Origin of the sequence: Methanoculleus sp. MH98A (assembly GCF_000691865.1) — an archaeon.
Taxonomy (GTDB): domain Archaea; phylum Halobacteriota; class Methanomicrobia; order Methanomicrobiales; family Methanoculleaceae; genus Methanoculleus.
In genome coordinates this window covers 1-15,243 of sequence record NZ_JMIO01000011.1, presented here as the reverse complement: position 1 = coordinate 15,243, position 15,243 = coordinate 1, and the positions used below count along the sequence as shown (strand labels likewise).

At 64.0% G+C, this 15,243-nt stretch carries 16 protein-coding genes; 12 read left to right on the top strand and 4 right to left on the bottom strand.

Annotated elements, in window-relative coordinates:
• Positions 1 to 249 precede the first annotated feature (249 nt).
• The 3 genes from EI28_RS02165 to EI28_RS02155 all read right to left on the bottom strand — a co-directional run bounded on the left by EI28_RS02165 (position 250) and on the right by EI28_RS02155 (position 1,633).
• Positions 250 to 636, bottom strand: a complete 387-nt coding sequence (locus EI28_RS02165) for a rubredoxin (protein ID WP_048112274.1) — start codon at positions 634 to 636, stop codon at positions 250 to 252.
• 160 nt (positions 637 to 796) lie between these two features.
• A complete protein-coding gene (locus EI28_RS02160; protein ID WP_048112273.1) occupies positions 797 to 1,228 on the bottom strand; it encodes a J domain-containing protein in 432 nt (143 codons plus the stop codon).
• 6 nt (positions 1,229 to 1,234) lie between these two features.
• Positions 1,235 to 1,633: a DUF126 domain-containing protein gene (locus EI28_RS02155; RefSeq protein WP_048112271.1), complete on the bottom strand. Its 399-nt coding sequence runs from the start codon at positions 1,631 to 1,633 to the stop codon at positions 1,235 to 1,237.
• A 43-nt stretch (positions 1,634 to 1,676) separates the two neighbouring features.
• Here EI28_RS02155 and EI28_RS02150 point away from each other — a divergent pair, with 43 nt between their 5' ends.
• The 3 genes from EI28_RS02150 to EI28_RS02140 all read left to right on the top strand — a co-directional run bounded on the left by EI28_RS02150 (position 1,677) and on the right by EI28_RS02140 (position 4,794).
• Positions 1,677 to 2,849 carry a proteasome-activating nucleotidase gene (locus EI28_RS02150; RefSeq protein WP_082223053.1) on the top strand — a complete coding sequence of 391 codons (1,173 nt, stop codon included), beginning with the start codon at positions 1,677 to 1,679 and terminating at the stop codon, positions 2,847 to 2,849.
• Between the two features lie 802 nt (positions 2,850 to 3,651).
• Positions 3,652 to 4,095, top strand: coding sequence for a DUF5804 family protein (locus EI28_RS02145; RefSeq protein WP_048112267.1), 444 nt, complete (start codon positions 3,652 to 3,654; stop codon positions 4,093 to 4,095).
• An 87-nt stretch (positions 4,096 to 4,182) separates the two neighbouring features.
• Positions 4,183 to 4,794 (top strand): GNAT family N-acetyltransferase, encoded by a 612-nt coding sequence (locus EI28_RS02140; protein ID WP_048112265.1) that lies wholly within the window; start codon positions 4,183 to 4,185, stop codon positions 4,792 to 4,794.
• Positions 4,795 to 4,813: 19 nt separating this feature from the next.
• Here EI28_RS02140 and EI28_RS02135 read toward each other — a convergent pair whose 3' ends face one another.
• Entirely contained in the window at positions 4,814 to 6,052 is a 1,239-nt protein-coding gene (locus tag EI28_RS02135) for a proteasome-activating nucleotidase (RefSeq protein ID WP_048112263.1), read from the bottom strand.
• A 30-nt stretch (positions 6,053 to 6,082) separates the two neighbouring features.
• On the opposite strand from EI28_RS02135, the gene EI28_RS02130 reads away from it, so the two are divergent.
• From EI28_RS02130 to EI28_RS02090, 9 genes are all read left to right on the top strand, one after another.
• Positions 6,083 to 6,601 carry a multiprotein bridging factor aMBF1 gene (locus EI28_RS02130; RefSeq protein ID WP_369792239.1) on the top strand — a complete coding sequence of 173 codons (519 nt, stop codon included), beginning with the start codon at positions 6,083 to 6,085 and terminating at the stop codon, positions 6,599 to 6,601.
• Positions 6,602 to 7,132: 531 nt separating this feature from the next.
• Positions 7,133 to 7,924: a 2-amino-3,7-dideoxy-D-threo-hept-6-ulosonate synthase gene (locus EI28_RS02125; protein WP_048112309.1), complete on the top strand. Its 792-nt coding sequence runs from the start codon at positions 7,133 to 7,135 to the stop codon at positions 7,922 to 7,924.
• Between the two features lie 5 nt (positions 7,925 to 7,929).
• On the top strand, positions 7,930 to 8,715 hold the full coding sequence (locus EI28_RS02120; protein ID WP_048112307.1) for a 2-amino-3,7-dideoxy-D-threo-hept-6-ulosonate synthase: 786 nt from the start codon (positions 7,930 to 7,932) through the stop codon (positions 8,713 to 8,715).
• Positions 8,712 to 9,698: a 3-dehydroquinate synthase II gene (locus EI28_RS02115; protein WP_048112259.1), complete on the top strand. Its 987-nt coding sequence runs from the start codon at positions 8,712 to 8,714 to the stop codon at positions 9,696 to 9,698. Before EI28_RS02120 ends, EI28_RS02115 begins: the two co-directional genes overlap by 4 nt.
• 5 nt (positions 9,699 to 9,703) lie before the next feature.
• A complete protein-coding gene (locus EI28_RS02110) occupies positions 9,704 to 10,528 on the top strand; it encodes a prephenate dehydrogenase/arogenate dehydrogenase family protein (protein ID WP_048112258.1) in 825 nt (274 codons plus the stop codon).
• Positions 10,525 to 11,316 (top strand): prephenate dehydratase domain-containing protein, encoded by a 792-nt coding sequence (locus EI28_RS02105; RefSeq protein WP_048112255.1) that lies wholly within the window; start codon positions 10,525 to 10,527, stop codon positions 11,314 to 11,316. The genes EI28_RS02110 and EI28_RS02105 overlap by 4 nt, the downstream gene beginning before the upstream one ends.
• On the top strand, positions 11,313 to 12,581 hold the full coding sequence (gene aroA / locus EI28_RS02100) for a 3-phosphoshikimate 1-carboxyvinyltransferase (protein WP_048112253.1): 1,269 nt from the start codon (positions 11,313 to 11,315) through the stop codon (positions 12,579 to 12,581). The genes EI28_RS02105 and aroA overlap by 4 nt, the downstream gene beginning before the upstream one ends.
• Entirely contained in the window at positions 12,578 to 13,954 is a 1,377-nt protein-coding gene (gene aroE / locus EI28_RS02095) for a shikimate dehydrogenase (RefSeq protein WP_082223052.1), read from the top strand. Before aroA ends, aroE begins: the two co-directional genes overlap by 4 nt.
• Entirely contained in the window at positions 13,951 to 14,973 is a 1,023-nt protein-coding gene (locus EI28_RS02090; RefSeq protein WP_048112249.1) for a chorismate synthase, read from the top strand. The genes aroE and EI28_RS02090 overlap by 4 nt, the downstream gene beginning before the upstream one ends.
• Positions 14,974 to 15,243 lie beyond the last annotated feature (270 nt).

The following is a 15,243-nucleotide window of genomic DNA, read 5'->3' as shown; positions in this document are numbered from 1 at the left end:
CGCATTCTCTGTGGGCGGCTGCCCGCAACGAAGGCAGCCGGTGTTTTCTAACATTGATGCGCCGACCAGTATTTGAAAGGACCGATTTTGAGTGAACGGACTGACTCAGGTTATAATGGGTGTTAGGGATTCATAAAAGAGTGCTGCCGCAAAAGTCCGGCATCGTGCCGGATACCGGATCCCCCTGCAGCCCGCGGGATATCGGCCGGCACGGCACGGTTCCGGGAGAGAGGCGGGCGGGCCCCCCTTTCAGACATCCAGGATAGGCTCGAACTGAGATTTGCCGACCGGACCGTGGAACTTCGAGATCTGCGGATCCATCCCGCAGACCGGGCATACGTAATCCTCCGGCAAATCCTCGAATGCGGTGTCCTTCGGGTAGCCGCGGAGGGGTTCGCCGCGCTTTTTGTCGTAGACGTAGCCGCAGATCTTGCAGACGTACTTGGTCGGCTCCCAGAGCTCGAACCCCCACTTCCCGATCTGCCCTTTTCCGGTCGCACCGCAGACCGGGCATACGTAGTCCTCCGGCACGTCTTCAAACTCGGTACCCGCCGGAATGCCGCGGTGCGGTTCGCCCCGCATCGGGGAGTAGATGTAGTTGCAGTACTTGCACCGGTATCGTTTCACTTTCTCCATGGGCATCACGTTCACCTCGCGATAATCATCCGGCACGAAGGCGGTTTCACCTGATAAGGTTTCCCGTGATCCGACCGGGGCGGCGCGGATCTACCCCAATTCTCCGTATTGCGGTGCCGATTGCTCCGGGGAGGGGGGAACAGTCCTACAAAAAAGGGTTTTAGGAATCCTGCTGCCGTTTGCCGCCAAAGACGGCACGAACGAGGAGCGACAGGATGAGCATGAAGACGATCAGGATTCCTCCGAAGAAGAGGAAAAGCAGAACGCCGAGCCTGCCGATCCGGGAAGCCGGTGCCGGCCCGTTCCATGAGAATCCCCGCGTCCAGACTGTCTGCCCGTCGGAACGGTACCACTGGTATGCGTCATGCGGCCCTGCTGTGGCGCCGCCCCGGAGAGCGAGGTCGTAGCGCGCCCGGGCATCGGGGTCGATCAACGTCTCGTAGGCCTGCTGGATCGCGATGAACCGCTCACCCGCATCCGGGTCGTGGTTTATGTCCGGGTGGTACTGTTTCGCGAGACTCCGGTAGGCCGCCCGGATCTCGTCGGGCGCGGCATCACTGGAGACGCCCAGGACCTTGTAATGAGTTTCCACGGCGCCTCACGAAGTCCCGTCGCAGGAGACCTCGCCCGTATCGCCGTTCACCGTCACGGTGGTGCCGGGCGGGAGATCGGAGAACTCCGGCGGGAGGCGGTCGACCATGGGGATCTCCGCGATGATTGCGCCGACCGCGATGATCGGTTCGGTTTCCGTATTGATGATCGCGGCGGGGGCGAGCCCGTTCTGTTTCAGCGCGTAGATCACGTAGGATCCGACCGTCGAACCCTTCCCGTACGGGAAGGCCAGCACCCGTCCGGCGACGGATTGCCCCTCGAGCGGGTGCCCGTGCTCGACGACGATGCCGGTCTCGGGGTCGACACCCGAGAGGAACGATATGGGTTCGGACGAAATGAGGAGTTCTCCGGTTCCGAGACCTTTGGATATGCTTCTGCCTTGCATGGTCACTGCCACCACATTATAATGTGATTGGAGATCCAACTATATGAGTGACATGGACGAAACCATTGGCAGCACTCCCGGCAGCGAGCACGACATGCTCACTCTCCAGCTTCAGGACCTGAAGGCACAGATCCTGGATTACAAACTCAAGAACGAGTTGCTGGAAAAGGAGCTTCTGCAGCTCCGGAAAGAGAACGCCCAGTTAAAACGGGTGCCGCTGTTTGTTGCCGCTGTGGTCGATGTACTTGAGAACGGCGAAGTGTATCTCCGGCAGCAGGGCAACAACCAGGAATACGTCACCGCGGTCAGCGAGAAGCTCCACCGCACCCTCAAACCCGGAATGAAGGTGGCGGTGAACAACACCCTCTCCATCGTCAAGACGATCGGCAACATCTTCGACGCGAGAGTCAGGGTCATGGAACTCGACGAGCAGCCGAGCGTGACGTTCGAGCAGGTCGGCGGCCTGAAGGAGGAGATAGAGGAGGTCCGGGAAGCGGTCGAGTACCCGCTCACGAAGCCCGAGATCTACGAGCGCGTGGGCGTCGAGCCCCCGAAAGGCATCCTCCTCTACGGCCCGCCCGGCACGGGAAAGACCCTGATCGCAAAGGCGGTTGCCCGCCAGTCCCAGGCACGGTTCATCAGGATGTCCGGGAGCGAACTCGTCCACAAGTACATCGGGGAGGGCGCGCAGCTCGTGCGCGAGCTCTTCGTCCTTGCACGGGAGCGCGCCCCGGCGATCGTCTTCATCGACGAGATCGACGCGATCGGGAGCATGCGAACGAACGACGGGACCTCCGGGAGCGCCGAGGTCCAGCGGACGCTGATGCAGCTCCTCGCGGAGATGGACGGGTTCGGGAACCGCGGCAACATCCGGATCATGGCTGCGACGAACCGGATCGATATGCTTGACCCGGCCCTCCTCCGCCCCGGCCGGTTCGACCGGATCATCGAGGTTCCGCTCCCTGATGCCGGGGCACGCCTCGAGATCTTAAAGATCCACACCGCGAAGATGTCGCTTGCCGGGAGCGTTGACCTGGCCTCGCTTGCGGAGCTCGCCGGAGACACCACCGGCGCCGAGCTGCAGTCGATCTGCCGCGAGGCCGGGATGATGGCGATCCGGCGGGACGCCGAAGCCGTCGAGCGCGAAGACTTCCTCGCGGCGATAAAGAAGGTGAAGCGCGAGACGGCGGCGCCGGACAGCCGCATGTATCTCTGACGGGGTTTTTTCTTTCCCACCGATCTTTTTTTGTCCACATTTGCCGCCGGAGTATGAAAGGGGGCATTTTGAAGTTCTGTTGTCGAGGGGGGTATTCGAGAGCCTTCTTCCTTCTCACATTTGCACCGCACAGCCGTGTGGTGGTACTCGAATTCCACGTCGGATCCCTCACCTGACGTGCTTGTGTCCCGCTTTTGCTCACACTTCCTAAGACGCAATGTTCGTTGGATAGCCATGCACAGGTGAACCCCAAGCACGCTTGAACCTCTTCTGATTTTTCCACGAACTAAATGGCTGAAACTATGGAATAGCCTGGTACACTGGACCGTGGTGGCTATCGCAATGGGGGGGTGGGGACAAAGGGGAGTGCGAGCGCAGCGAGCATGAGAAGACCGAAGGTCTTCGAGGGGGGAGACCCCCCTCCCCACCTGACGGTGATCGAGCTCCGTTCCTGTCGGAACATCGCACTCCCCGTCAGCCCCTCGCACCTCGCACCTCCGGTGCTCGAACTCCGTTCCTATGGAACGTCGTTCCTAACGGTGCTCATGCTCCTGCCCCCGCACCTAACGGTGCTCCAGCTCTGTTCCAGAGGAACATCGCACCTTCGGCCAGTCGCACTCCCCAATGGCGATACTCACCGGAAATCCGTGCATCATACTTCACATGTGCGAATGTTCGGAAACTTGACGGCACTGTAGTGAGATTGTCCCGGGATGCGGCGTCTCATCCGCATTCCCACCGACAAAGTCCCGTTGCGATATCGAAGGAAACCTTATCGACCTCACGCGCCCACAACTATGCAATGAACGTCCTCCTCATTCAGTCGGAGGGGGTTGACCTCTACGACACCCTGCTCAAGTCCGAGACCAGCAGAGGCGTTCTTCGTTTTTATCAGCCTGACCGGCTCGCGTACGGCATACGGATCAGAACGGCGTCGCTCGGGAGTGCGCTCGCCCTCGTCTCCGAACTGCGGTGGTATATCCAGCGCTACGTCGAGGAGGTTCTCTTCGAGCCCGGAGACAGCATATTCTGCTCGTCCGGGCTTGCCCGGCAGATCTACGAGCGGGACGTGATGCCCGCAGAACCGTGGAGGTACCGCTGCCTCTACCGGATCGCCGGGGACCACATGGTCGATACGATCTGGATGGACGAGGGCACGACGCCGGAGGCGTATGCCGACCGGACGGAGCCTGAGGATACGGTGCTCGAGGTCTGGTGCGCCGAAGAGGAGTACCCGGCAGGGTAAGCGGGTGTACGCGCACATCTGCCGGGGCAGTTTTTTCCTTATCTCAGGACTCTCTTTCTTATATGCGGGAAGGTCGAATCCAGGTATATGCAACACGCCTGGACCGGCGGCGGTCTGAGGTTCTCCTACTGCACCGAGCACGACCTTCCCGATATATCCCGGATGCTCTCGAAGGAGTCGGTCTGCAGGTGGCTGTTTTTCGGGCCGAATACGGATGAGGCCACGCGATCCTATTTCCTCCCCCTGATCGAGGAGATGCGGACGGCGTTCCGGGCAGGAAGAATGCCGGATCACCACGTCTTCACGGTAAGACTGGAGGATACCGGGGACTTCGTCGGGCAGTGTGCACTGTTTCCGGTTGACTTCAGCCCCGGATCGTTTCTGATCGGCTACCAGCTCGACGACGCGTGCTGGAAAAGAGGCTACGGCACCCGGGCCTGCACCTTTCTGGTCTACTTCGCGTTCACCGTGCTCGAGGGCTACCGGCTGAACGGCGACACCGTTGCCGGCAATACGGCATCACGGCGGGTGATGGAGAGCTGCGGCTTTGTCCTGGAGGGTATCCAGAGGCAGTACTGGCATGCCGGGAGCGAATATCACGATCGTCTGATCTTCGGCCTTCTAAAGAGCGATCTTGCCCCGGAACGCCTGCCGGGACTGGGGGAGACGTTCACGGCAGAGCATTCGGCTGAGGTTTAACAACAAAAAAAGATATCCTTCAGGCGAACATCTCGCCGAAGGTGGTGTGGAAGTGGTGGCGGTCGAAGTCCACCGAGAGCTTGTCGATCGCCTTCATGAAATCGTCGGTGTTGACCGCATCGCGCTCCATCCTGATGGCGAACATCCCCGCCTCCATGCATATCGCCCGGAGGTCGGCGCCGTTCTTGCCCTCGGTGAGCCGGGAGACTTCCGAGAGGTTGACGTCCTCGCTGATGTTCATGTGCTGGGTGTGGATCTTTAAGATCGCAAGCCTCCCCTGGTGGTCGGGGAGCGGGATCTCAATCATCCGGTCGAACCGGCCCGGGCGGAGGAGGGCACGATCGAGGATATCGATCCGGTTCGTCGCCGCGACGATCTTGACGTCGCCCCGGTTTTCGAACCCGTCCATCTCCGCGAGGAGCTGCATCAGCGTCCGCTGGACTTCCCGGTCGCCGGAGGTGGTCGAGTCGTTCCGGTGCGCGCCGATTGCGTCGATCTCGTCGATGAAGATGATCGACGGCGCCTTCTGCTTCGCGAGATCGAAGAGTTCCCGGACCAGGCGGGCGCCTTCGCCGATGTACTTCTGCACCAGTTCCGAACCGACCACGCGGAGGAAGTGTGCGTTCGTCTGGTGGGCCACCGCCCGTGCGAGGAGGGTCTTCCCCGTGCCGGGCGGGCCGTAGAGGAGAACACCCTTCGGCGGGGAGATGCCGACCTTCTCGAAGAGTTCCGGTTTTGTCAGGGGGAGCTCGACGGCTTCCCGGATCTCCTCGATCTGCGGTTCAAGGCCGCCGATATTCTCGTAGGTCTCCTCCGGGGACTCCACCAGTTCCATGCCGTAGATCTGCGCGTCGTAGCTCGTGGGGAGCACATCCACGATGGCGAGGGACTGCTGGTTGAGCGTACAGCGCACACCCGGTTTGAGGAGATCGGGGTCGATGAGCTGGGACGTACGGACCAGGAATCGCGGCCCTGCACTGCTTCTCACAATCACCCGGCTGTTGTCGATAACGTCGGTAACTGTTCCGATCACGAGAGGAGGGCTTCTGAGCTGCTCGATCTCGCTCTTGAGTTTTCGGAGTTCCCGCTCGTAGCGGATCTTCTGGGTTTCAACGTATCGTTTCTCGGACTCCATCTGGCGGAACTGCTCGCGTAGCTCCAGGTTTCGGTTTTCGAGGTTCGTAATCCGTTCCAGGAGATACTGGTAGATGTCTTCACCGGTATCCTTGTCTGGTGCCTGCCGAGCGATATCTCCCATAGGTCTCCTCGATTAATTATATAGGTTAAAATGAATATAAAGTTGTTTGCGAGACTTATGCAGTGCGAACTATGCGGCGCTCCTATAGTGGGACCGTCGAAAACCATCCAGATCGAGGGTGCAGAACTCTGCGTCTGCGTTCGATGTGCGAAACACGGTACAGAAGTCCAGCAACCGCGACGAAGAGGTGCCCCGCAGAAGAAGCCGGGACTCGCCGCCCCACAGGGCTCCAGGAGGAGGCCCAGGGACGTTTTTGACCTGATGGAAGGAGAACTCGTCGACGATTACGCCGACCGTATCCGGGCGGCACGGGAAGAGAAGGAGTGGTCCACGCTCGACCTTGCACGGGCGATCAAGGAGCGTGAGATTCTGGTCAAAAAGATCGAGAAGGGCGACCTCATCCCTGAAGACGATGTCCGGAAGAAACTCGAGAAAGCACTCAATATCAGGCTGATCGACTCGGCTGAAGACAGCATCTCCACGGGCGGGCCCGGCCGGGTGACCATGACCGTCGGCGACGTCATATCGTTCAAGAAGAGCCGGAAATAAGGGCCCTGTTGAAATGCTTTCCACAACCCCTGGATAACATTCGGTTGCCGATAGAGGCGGGTGATGTGGGTCTCACGCGAAGCCGCGAAGTCGCGAAGGGAGACAGTCAATACCCATCCAGACTTCGCGTTCTTCGCGCCTTCGCGTGCGTCGGTGAGACATGGATTATCCGGAGATAATTCATCCTCCGGGAGAGGGTTTCAACAAAGCCGAAATAAGACAAACCGCATACTTTTTTCCGCAGGGCCTTGTCCTGCTCCGGATTCTCCTCCTGCGTGTAAATCCGGCATATTTTTATACAAGAACACGTAACGATATAGCCAATGCGTGGTGGATGTTTTTTCGCCGGTGACCGCTTTTATCTCGGTTAACGGAGTAGCCGCCGCGTGTGCAGAAGCGATCTGCCAGTTTTCGACAGCCGATATCCGTAACTCTGGAGCGGCAGCGTTTTATCGCTATTTTACCTGGTTTATCCAGTTTTAATCACTCCCGGAAAGACTGCATCATCAAAATCCGGGGAGGACTATGGTTATGAGAGGAAAAGAGATTCGTCTGGAACGTATTATGGATCGGAACACCGGCAGGACCATCATCGTGCCGCTCGACCACGGGGTGACGCTCGGCCCCATCCCCGGGCTGGTCGACGTAGGGAGAACCATCGACCTGGTCGCCGAGGGCGGAGCGAACGCGGTCATCGGCCACGTTGGGCTTGCGCTGCACGGCCATAGGGGGCACGGGCGGGACGTCGGTCTCATCATGCATCTCTCGGCGAGCACCAGCATCGGCCCCGACCCCAACGACAAGGTGCTCGTCAACACCGTCACGAACGCCTTAAAGATGGGTGCCGACGGCGTATCGGTGCACATCAACGTCGGCGCCGACTCCGAAGCACGGATGCTCGAAGACCTGGGCCGGGTCGCGGTCACGTGCATGGAGTGGGGGATGCCGCTCCTCGCGATGATGTACCCGCGGGGCAGGAAGGTCAGCGACGAGCATGACCTCGAGAGCGTGAAACTCTCCGCACGGGTGGCGGCGGAGCTCGGCGCCGATATCGTCAAGACCGTCTACACCGGGGATGCGGACTCGTTCCGCGAAGTAACGAGAGGATGCCCGGTGCCGGTCGTGGTCGCGGGCGGCTCGAAGACCGACGAAGCGGCGATCCTCGACCTGGTCGAGGGTGCGATGGAGGGGGGTGCCGCCGGGATATCGATCGGGAGGAACGCCTTCCAGCACCCGGCGCCCGATCGCCTTATCCGTGCCGCCGCACTGATCATTCATGAAGGGCGGTCGGCAGAAGAAGCGGTTGAGATTCTGAAGACGTGATGGATATGATTGGAAAAGAGATCCGCCTTGAGCGGATAATGGACAGAAATACCGGCCGCGCCGTGGTCATCCCCATGGATCACGGGTTCACGATGGGCCAGATCGAAGGGCTCTGCAACATGACCGAGACGGTCAACGCGGTGAGCGAGGGCGGGGCGAACGCCATCGTCCTCCACAAGGGCATGGTGAAAGGCGGGCACCGGAAGCACGGAAAGGATATCGGGCTCATCGTGCACCTTTCCGCGAGCACCTCGATGAACCCGGACCCGAATGACAAGGTGCTCGTCTGCACCGTGGAGGAGGCGGTCGCGCTCGGCGCCGACGCGGTCTCGATCCACATCAACCTCGGCGCGCCCAACGAGTCACGGATGCTCGAATCGGCGGGCGAGGTGGTGCGGGACTGCAACCGCTGGGGGATACCGCTCCTGATCATGATCTACCCCCGCGGCAAGGGGATCGACCCCACCTCGCCGCAGTCGATCGGGCACTGCGTCCGGGTGGCGGAAGAACTCGGGGCCGACCTCATCAAGACGAACTACACCGGGGATCCGGAGACGTTCCGCCGGATCACCGCCGCCTGCTCGGTGCCGGTGATGATCGCCGGCGGCGAGAAGGGCGGGGATATGGAGACGCTCACGACCATCCGCGACGCGATCGATGCGGGGGCGGCAGGCGTCTGTATGGGCAGGAACGCCTTCCAGCGCGACGACCCCGCCCGGTTCATCGCCGCGATATCCCGGGTGGTGCACGAGGGCAAAAGCGCGGCCGAAGCCCTGGAGACTGAGCGATGAAACTCTTCTGGGTCGATCTCCGGCCGTGGAGGAAGGATCTCGCGACCACCGCGATCGAGAGCGGTGCCGACGCTCTGGTGACGGACGACGCAGAGCGCGTGCGGGAACTCGGCCGGGTGACGACGATCGCGGAGAACGGCGACCTCCTTCCCGGAAAAGACGTCTTCGAGGTCGAGATCGTCGACAAAGAGTCCGAAGAACAGGCGATCCGGCTCTCCCGCGAGGGCTTCGTCATCGTCAGGACACAGGACTGGACGGTCATCCCGCTCGAGAACCTCGTCGCGCAGTCCGACCGGATCGTTGCGGCGGTCGGGAACGCCGACGAGGCGAAGGTCGCCCTGACCGTCCTCGAACGCGGGACGGCGGGCATCCTCCTTTCGACCGACGACCCTGCGGAGATCCGGCGGGTCGCGAAGACGATTGCCGGCGCCGGCGAAGAGGTTCCTCTCGTCCCGTTCGAGGTGACCCGGATCGTTCCCGTCGGGATGGGGGATAGGGTCTGCGTCGACACCTGCTCGATCCTCGCCGACGGGGAAGGGATGCTCGTCGGCAACACCTCCTCGGCGTTCCTGATGGTGCACCCCGAGACCCTGGAGAACCCCTACGTGGCGCCGCGACCGTTCCGGGTGAACGCCGGGGCGGTGCACGCCTACACCCTCCTCCCCGGCAAAAAGACGGCGTACCTCGCCGACCTCGCGGTGGGCGATAAGGTGCTCGTCGCGGAGCATACCGGCACTACCCACGACGCGGTCGTCGGCAGGGTGAAGATCGAGCGCCGTCCGCTCCTCCTCGTCGAGGCGAAGGCCGGCGACGCGACAGTGAGCCTGGTTCTCCAGAACGCCGAGACGATCCGGCTCGTCCGGGAGGACGGGACGGCCGTATCGGTCGCCGCCCTCGCGGTCGGCGATAAGGTGCTCGGCAGCGTCGCGGAGGGCGGGCGGCACTTCGGCGTCGCCGTCAAAGAGACGATCCTGGAGAAGTGACGGGAATGCTTGCAGGCATCATCGGCGGCACGGGACAGATGGGACGGTTCTTTGCGGAGGTCTTCGAGGCCGCCGGCTGGGAGACGATCGTCTCGGGGACGAAGACCTCCCTCACCGCCCGCGCCGTCGCGGAGACGGCGGACGTCGTCATGGTCTCGGTCCCCATCCGCGCCACCGTCGACGTGATCCGCGAGGTCGCGCCGCTCCTTTCAGGTGAACAGGTCTTCTGCGACCTCACCTCCCTCAAGGTCGAACCCGTCCGGGCGATGCTCGCCTCCCGTGCGGAGGTGATCGGGCTCCACCCGATGTTCGGGCCCGGCGCCGCGTCGCTCCGGGGCCAGACGATCGTCGCAATCCCGGCCAGGTGCAGCCCGGAGACCCTTGAAAGACTCTTATCCGTCTTCCGCGACCAGGGGGCGGCGATCACCCTCTCGACACCGGAAGACCACGACCGGATGATGGCGGTGATCCAGGGGCTCACCCACTTCGGGACGCTCGCAAAGGCGGAGGCCATCCGCCGGACCGGCGCCGACGTCGCGGAGACCCTCCGGTTTACGAGCCCTGTCTACCGGATCGAGATGGGGCTCGTCGGGCGGCTCCTCGCCCAGGACGCCGGGCTCTACGGCGACATCCTGCAGATGAACCCGGCCGTCCCGGAGGTGCTCGCCGAGTTCGAGGAGGCTGTCCGGACGCTCCGCGAGATCGTCGAGTCCGGGGATGCCGAACGGTTCCGGGAGTTCTTTACCCGGAACGCCGGCCACTACGCCTCGTACCTCCGGGCCGCGACGGAAGAGACCGACGACCTCATCAGCCACGTGGTGAGCCGATGACCGTCGCAACACTCGGGCCGGCCGGGACGGTCAGCCACGAACTCGCAGCCAGGCTCTACGGCAACGATATCGAACTCCTGCCGACGATCCGCGCCATCATCAAACGCGTGGCGGCCGGCGGAGCGAAAGGGCTCGTCCCGATCGAGAACTCGGAGGCCGGCGGCGTGGGGGAGACGCTCCAGGGACTGATGGAGTTCGATGTCTCGATCACCGGAGAGGCCTACATGCCCGTCCGGCACCACCTCGCGGCCCGGGGGGACCCCGCCCGCCTCGCGGTCATCTACGCCCACCCGCAGACGCACGAGCAGTGCTCCGTCCTCCTCGACCGTCTCGGGGTGGAGGTCGTGCACACGAGCAGCAATGCGGCAAGCGCCGTTGCGATGCAGAGAGACGAGCACGCCGGCGCCGTCGTCTCGGAGACGGCGGCACGGATCTACGATCTTCCCATTGCCGCCCGGGACGTCCAGAACAGCAGGGACAACACCACCCGGTTCGTCGAGATATCAGCCGTCCCCCATGAGATCGCGGGAGCCACGAAGTGCAGCCTCCTCGTCGACCCCGAACTCGACCGGGTCGGGCTCCTTGCCGATATCCTCGCGGTCTTTGCCCGGCGCGGGATCAACCTGACCCGGATCGAGTCGCGGCCGTCCCGCCGGGGCATGGGGAAGTACCTGTTCTTCATCGACATGGAGACCGCCGAAGGATGGCGGGAAGCAAGGGAGGAACTCAAGAGCATGACCACCGTCAGGGAACTCGGGTGTTACGCCCGCATGGAGGTGCCGATATGATCGTCCGCGTGTCGCAGACCGGCCCGGTCGACGCGAAGTTCGAGGCGCCGCCCTCCAAGAGTTACACCCACCGGGCGCTGATCGCGGGAGCGCTCGCCTCGGGAAGGACGCGGATCGAAAGACCGCTCCGGGCGGCCGATACGGAACTGACCGCCCGGGGGCTTGAAGTCCTCGGGGTGCAACTCGAGTGGCTGCCGGGGGAGATCGCCGTCGCCGGCTGCGGCGGCTCCTTCCCCGCACCGGGAGAGGTGACCATCGACTGCGGGAACTCCGGGACGACGCTAAGGCTCCTCACCTCGGCGGCGCTCCTCTCGCAGCACCCGGTAGTGCTGACGGGGAGTCCGCGGATGCTCGAGCGGCCGGTCGGCCCCCTTGCGGGGGCGCTCCGGGCCCTCGGGGGTGACGTCGCGTTCGTCGGCGAGCCCGGCTACCCCCCCATCCGCATCTCCGGCAGACTCCGGGGCGGGAGGACGGCGATCGACGGAAGCATCAGCAGCCAGTTCGTCTCGTCCATCCTGATGGCGGCGCCCTACGCAGAGGAGGACGTGGAACTCACGCTCCCGGCGACCCCGGCCTCGCGGTCCTACCTCGACGTGACCGCGGACGTGATGCTCCGGTTCGGTGCACATATCGAGCGGCAGGGCTACGACCGGTTCCGGGTGGAGAGCGGTAGAGCCTACCGGGGGAGGGATTACCGGGTCGAGGGCGACTACTCCTCGGCCTCCTATCTCTTCGCGGTCGCGGCCGTCTGCGGCGGGAGGGTCGCGGTCACGGGCCTGAACCCGACCTCCGTCCAGGGCGACCGCCGGTTCCTCGACGCCCTCGAGGCGATGGGGTGCAGCGTCGCCGCCGGCACCGACGCAGTGACGGTGGAGCGGACGGGCGATCTCAAAGGCATCGAGATCGATATGTCCTCGTCCCCCGACACCGTCCAGACGCTCGCGGCGGTGGCGGCGACGGCAGGGTCGCCGACGACGATCACCGGGACGGCGCACCTGCAGTACAAGGAGAGCGACCGCGTCGGGGTGACGGCGGACACCCTCCGGCGGATGGGTGCGGGGGTCGAGGTCACGGAGGATTCCCTCACGATCACGCCCGCGCCCCTCCACGGGGTGGCCGTCGACCCGCACGACGACCACCGGACGGCGATGGCGTTTGCCGTGCTCGGGCTCGCGGTCGGGGGGATGGCGATCCGTGACCCCGAATGCGTGGAGAAGTCGTTCCCCGGGTTCTGGGAGGCGCTCTACGGGGAGGGGCTGCTGTGAAGGTCGTCCTTACCGGCTTCCGGGGGACCGGGAAGACCTCGGTCGGGCGGCTCCTCGCGGATCGCCTCGGGCTGCCGTTCTACGACACCGATGCGCTTATCGAGCAGCGGGCCGGGATGCCGATCCCGGAGATCTTCCGGCAGCACGGGGAAGCGCACTTCCGCGCCCTCGAGCGGGAGGTCGTCGCGTCGCTCCGGACGGCGGAGGGCGTGATCGGCACCGGCGGCGGGGCGGTATGCGACCCGGCAAACGTCGCCGACCTCCGGCGGCACGGCAGGGTCTTCCTCCTAGCGGCCCCGCCCGGGGTCATCGTTGAGCGGATCTCCGGGAGCGACCGGCCGGGGCTGACCGATCTGGCCCCCGAAGAGGAGGTGCGCACGCTCCTTCTCCGGAGAAAGGAGGCCTACCTCGGCGCGGCCGACGTCTGCATCGATACCGGGAGGCGCACGCCCGGGGAGGTCGCGGATATGATCGTCCGGGAGCAAGGATATGGGAATGTGACCGCACGCGAAGACGCGAAGACGCGAAGGCCTGAGCGCGACGCCCTCCTTGAGCGGTTCGGCCTTTCGGGCCTCGGGGCTATGATCGACCGGGACCCGGGTCTCATGGTATGCGCCATCGCCGGGAACCCCTGCGCCCACAGCAGGAGCCCGCTCCTCTACAACCGGCTCTTTCAACACTTCGGGATGAACTACCACTACACCCGCTTCGAGTGGCCGGATGCGGGAACCATCGTCCGCCTCGCAAACCTCCTCCCCCTGAAGGGCTTATCCGTCACCATCCCGTTCAAGACCGACGTGATGCGCCATCTCGATGAGATCGACGAACACGCGACAGCGATCGGGGCGGTGAACACCGTCGTCCGGTGCGGCGGAAGGATGTACGGCCACAACACCGACTGGCTGGGGGTACGGATCCCGCTTGCCCACCGCCGGGGCGCCCGGGCGGTTGTGCTCGGCGCCGGGGGTGCGGCGGCCGCGGCGGTCTACGCGCTCAGAACGCTTGATATGGACGTCATGGTGCTTGCCCGGGCTCCGGGTGCGGCGCGGGGGCTTGCGGAACGCTTCGACTGCCGGTGGGGCGGTCTCGAAGAGTTCAAAGGGGGCGACGCCGATGTAGTGGTACACGCAACCCCGGTCGGGATGGAGCCCGACACCCGGAGCCTGCTTGCCGCGGACGACCTCGAGCGTGGGACGACCGTATTTGACCTCGTCTACACGCCACCGGAGACGCCGCTTATCCGGGCGGCGAGAGAGGCCGGGTGCGAGACAATACCCGGCACGGAGATGTTCGTCCACCAGGCAACAGAGCAGTTCCGGCTGATAACCGGACTTGCGGTCACGCCGGAACTGGTTCGGGAGATGCTTGCATGAACACGTTCGGAAGAAACTTCAGGTGCACGACGTTCGGCGAGAGCCACGGGTTGGCGGTGGGTGCGGTCGTCGACGGCTGCCCGCCCAATGTCCCCCTCACGGAGGCGGATATCCAGCCCTACCTCGACCGCAGGCGGCCGGGGAAGAGCCCGCTTGCGTCCGGGCGGCAGGAGGCGGACAGGGTGGAGATCCTCTCGGGAATTTTTGAGGGGCGAACGACCGGCGCCCCGATCGCGCTCCTCGTCAGGAACCGGGATGTCCGGTCGGAGGACTACGACGCACTCCGGGACGTCTTCCGGCCGGGGCACGCGGACTACACCTGGCAGGCGAAGTACGGCCTTCGTGACCACCGCGGCGGCGGGAGGAGTTCGGGCCGGGAGACCCTTGCGCGGGTCGCGGCGGGAGCGGTGGCGATTCGCTGCCTCGAACCCAGCGGCATCGCGATCCGGGGGAGGGTCGTCGAGGTGCACGGCGCGACGAATCCGGAAACGATGGAAGCGGAGATCCGTGCCGCCCGGGATGCGGGCGACTCCGTGGGCGGCATCGTCGAGGTGACGGCCACCGGGTGCCCGCCGGGCCTCGGGGACCCGGTTTTCGGGAAGCTCGACGCCGCCATCGCCGGGGCGATGATGGGCATCGGTGCGGTGAAGGGTGTCGAGCTTGGCGAGGGGTTCGGCGCCGCGAGGCTCTTCGGGAGCGAGATGAACGATCCGATCACCGCAGAAGGGTTTTCGAGCAACCATGCGGGCGGCGTTCTTGGCGGAATCAGCACCGGGCAGGATATCGTCGTCCGGCTTGCCGTCAAGCCGACGCCCTCGATCCGCAAGGCGCAACGGACCGTCGATATCGCCGGGAAGGAGCGGGAGATAACGGTCGAAGGGCGGCACGACCCCTGCATCGCGCCGCGGGTCGTCCCGGTTGCGGAGTGCATGCTCGCGATGGTTATCCTGGACGCGATGCTCGAGCAGGGGAAATACCGGGAGTGGACGCGGCGGGCGGATGGGCGCGACTGCCCGTAGGGCAGGAGCGTGAGAACCGTTAAGGTGCGAAGGACGACTTCCCCGCAGGGGAAGGAGTTCGAGAAGACCAGAGGTCTTCGAGCGGGGAGTAAAGGGAGGGGATTCCAGGATCCCCGGCCTGCGTCCACTATGTTCCTACTCCTGCCGTTCCGCTGGCCGTTCAACGAAAACCTGGCGGTTCTCAAGTTTCAGATCTGCATTGGGACTCACTAAATACCCGTCCACGGATTTCCACTGGATATCGCCACGCAGGGGGGTGGGGACAGGGGA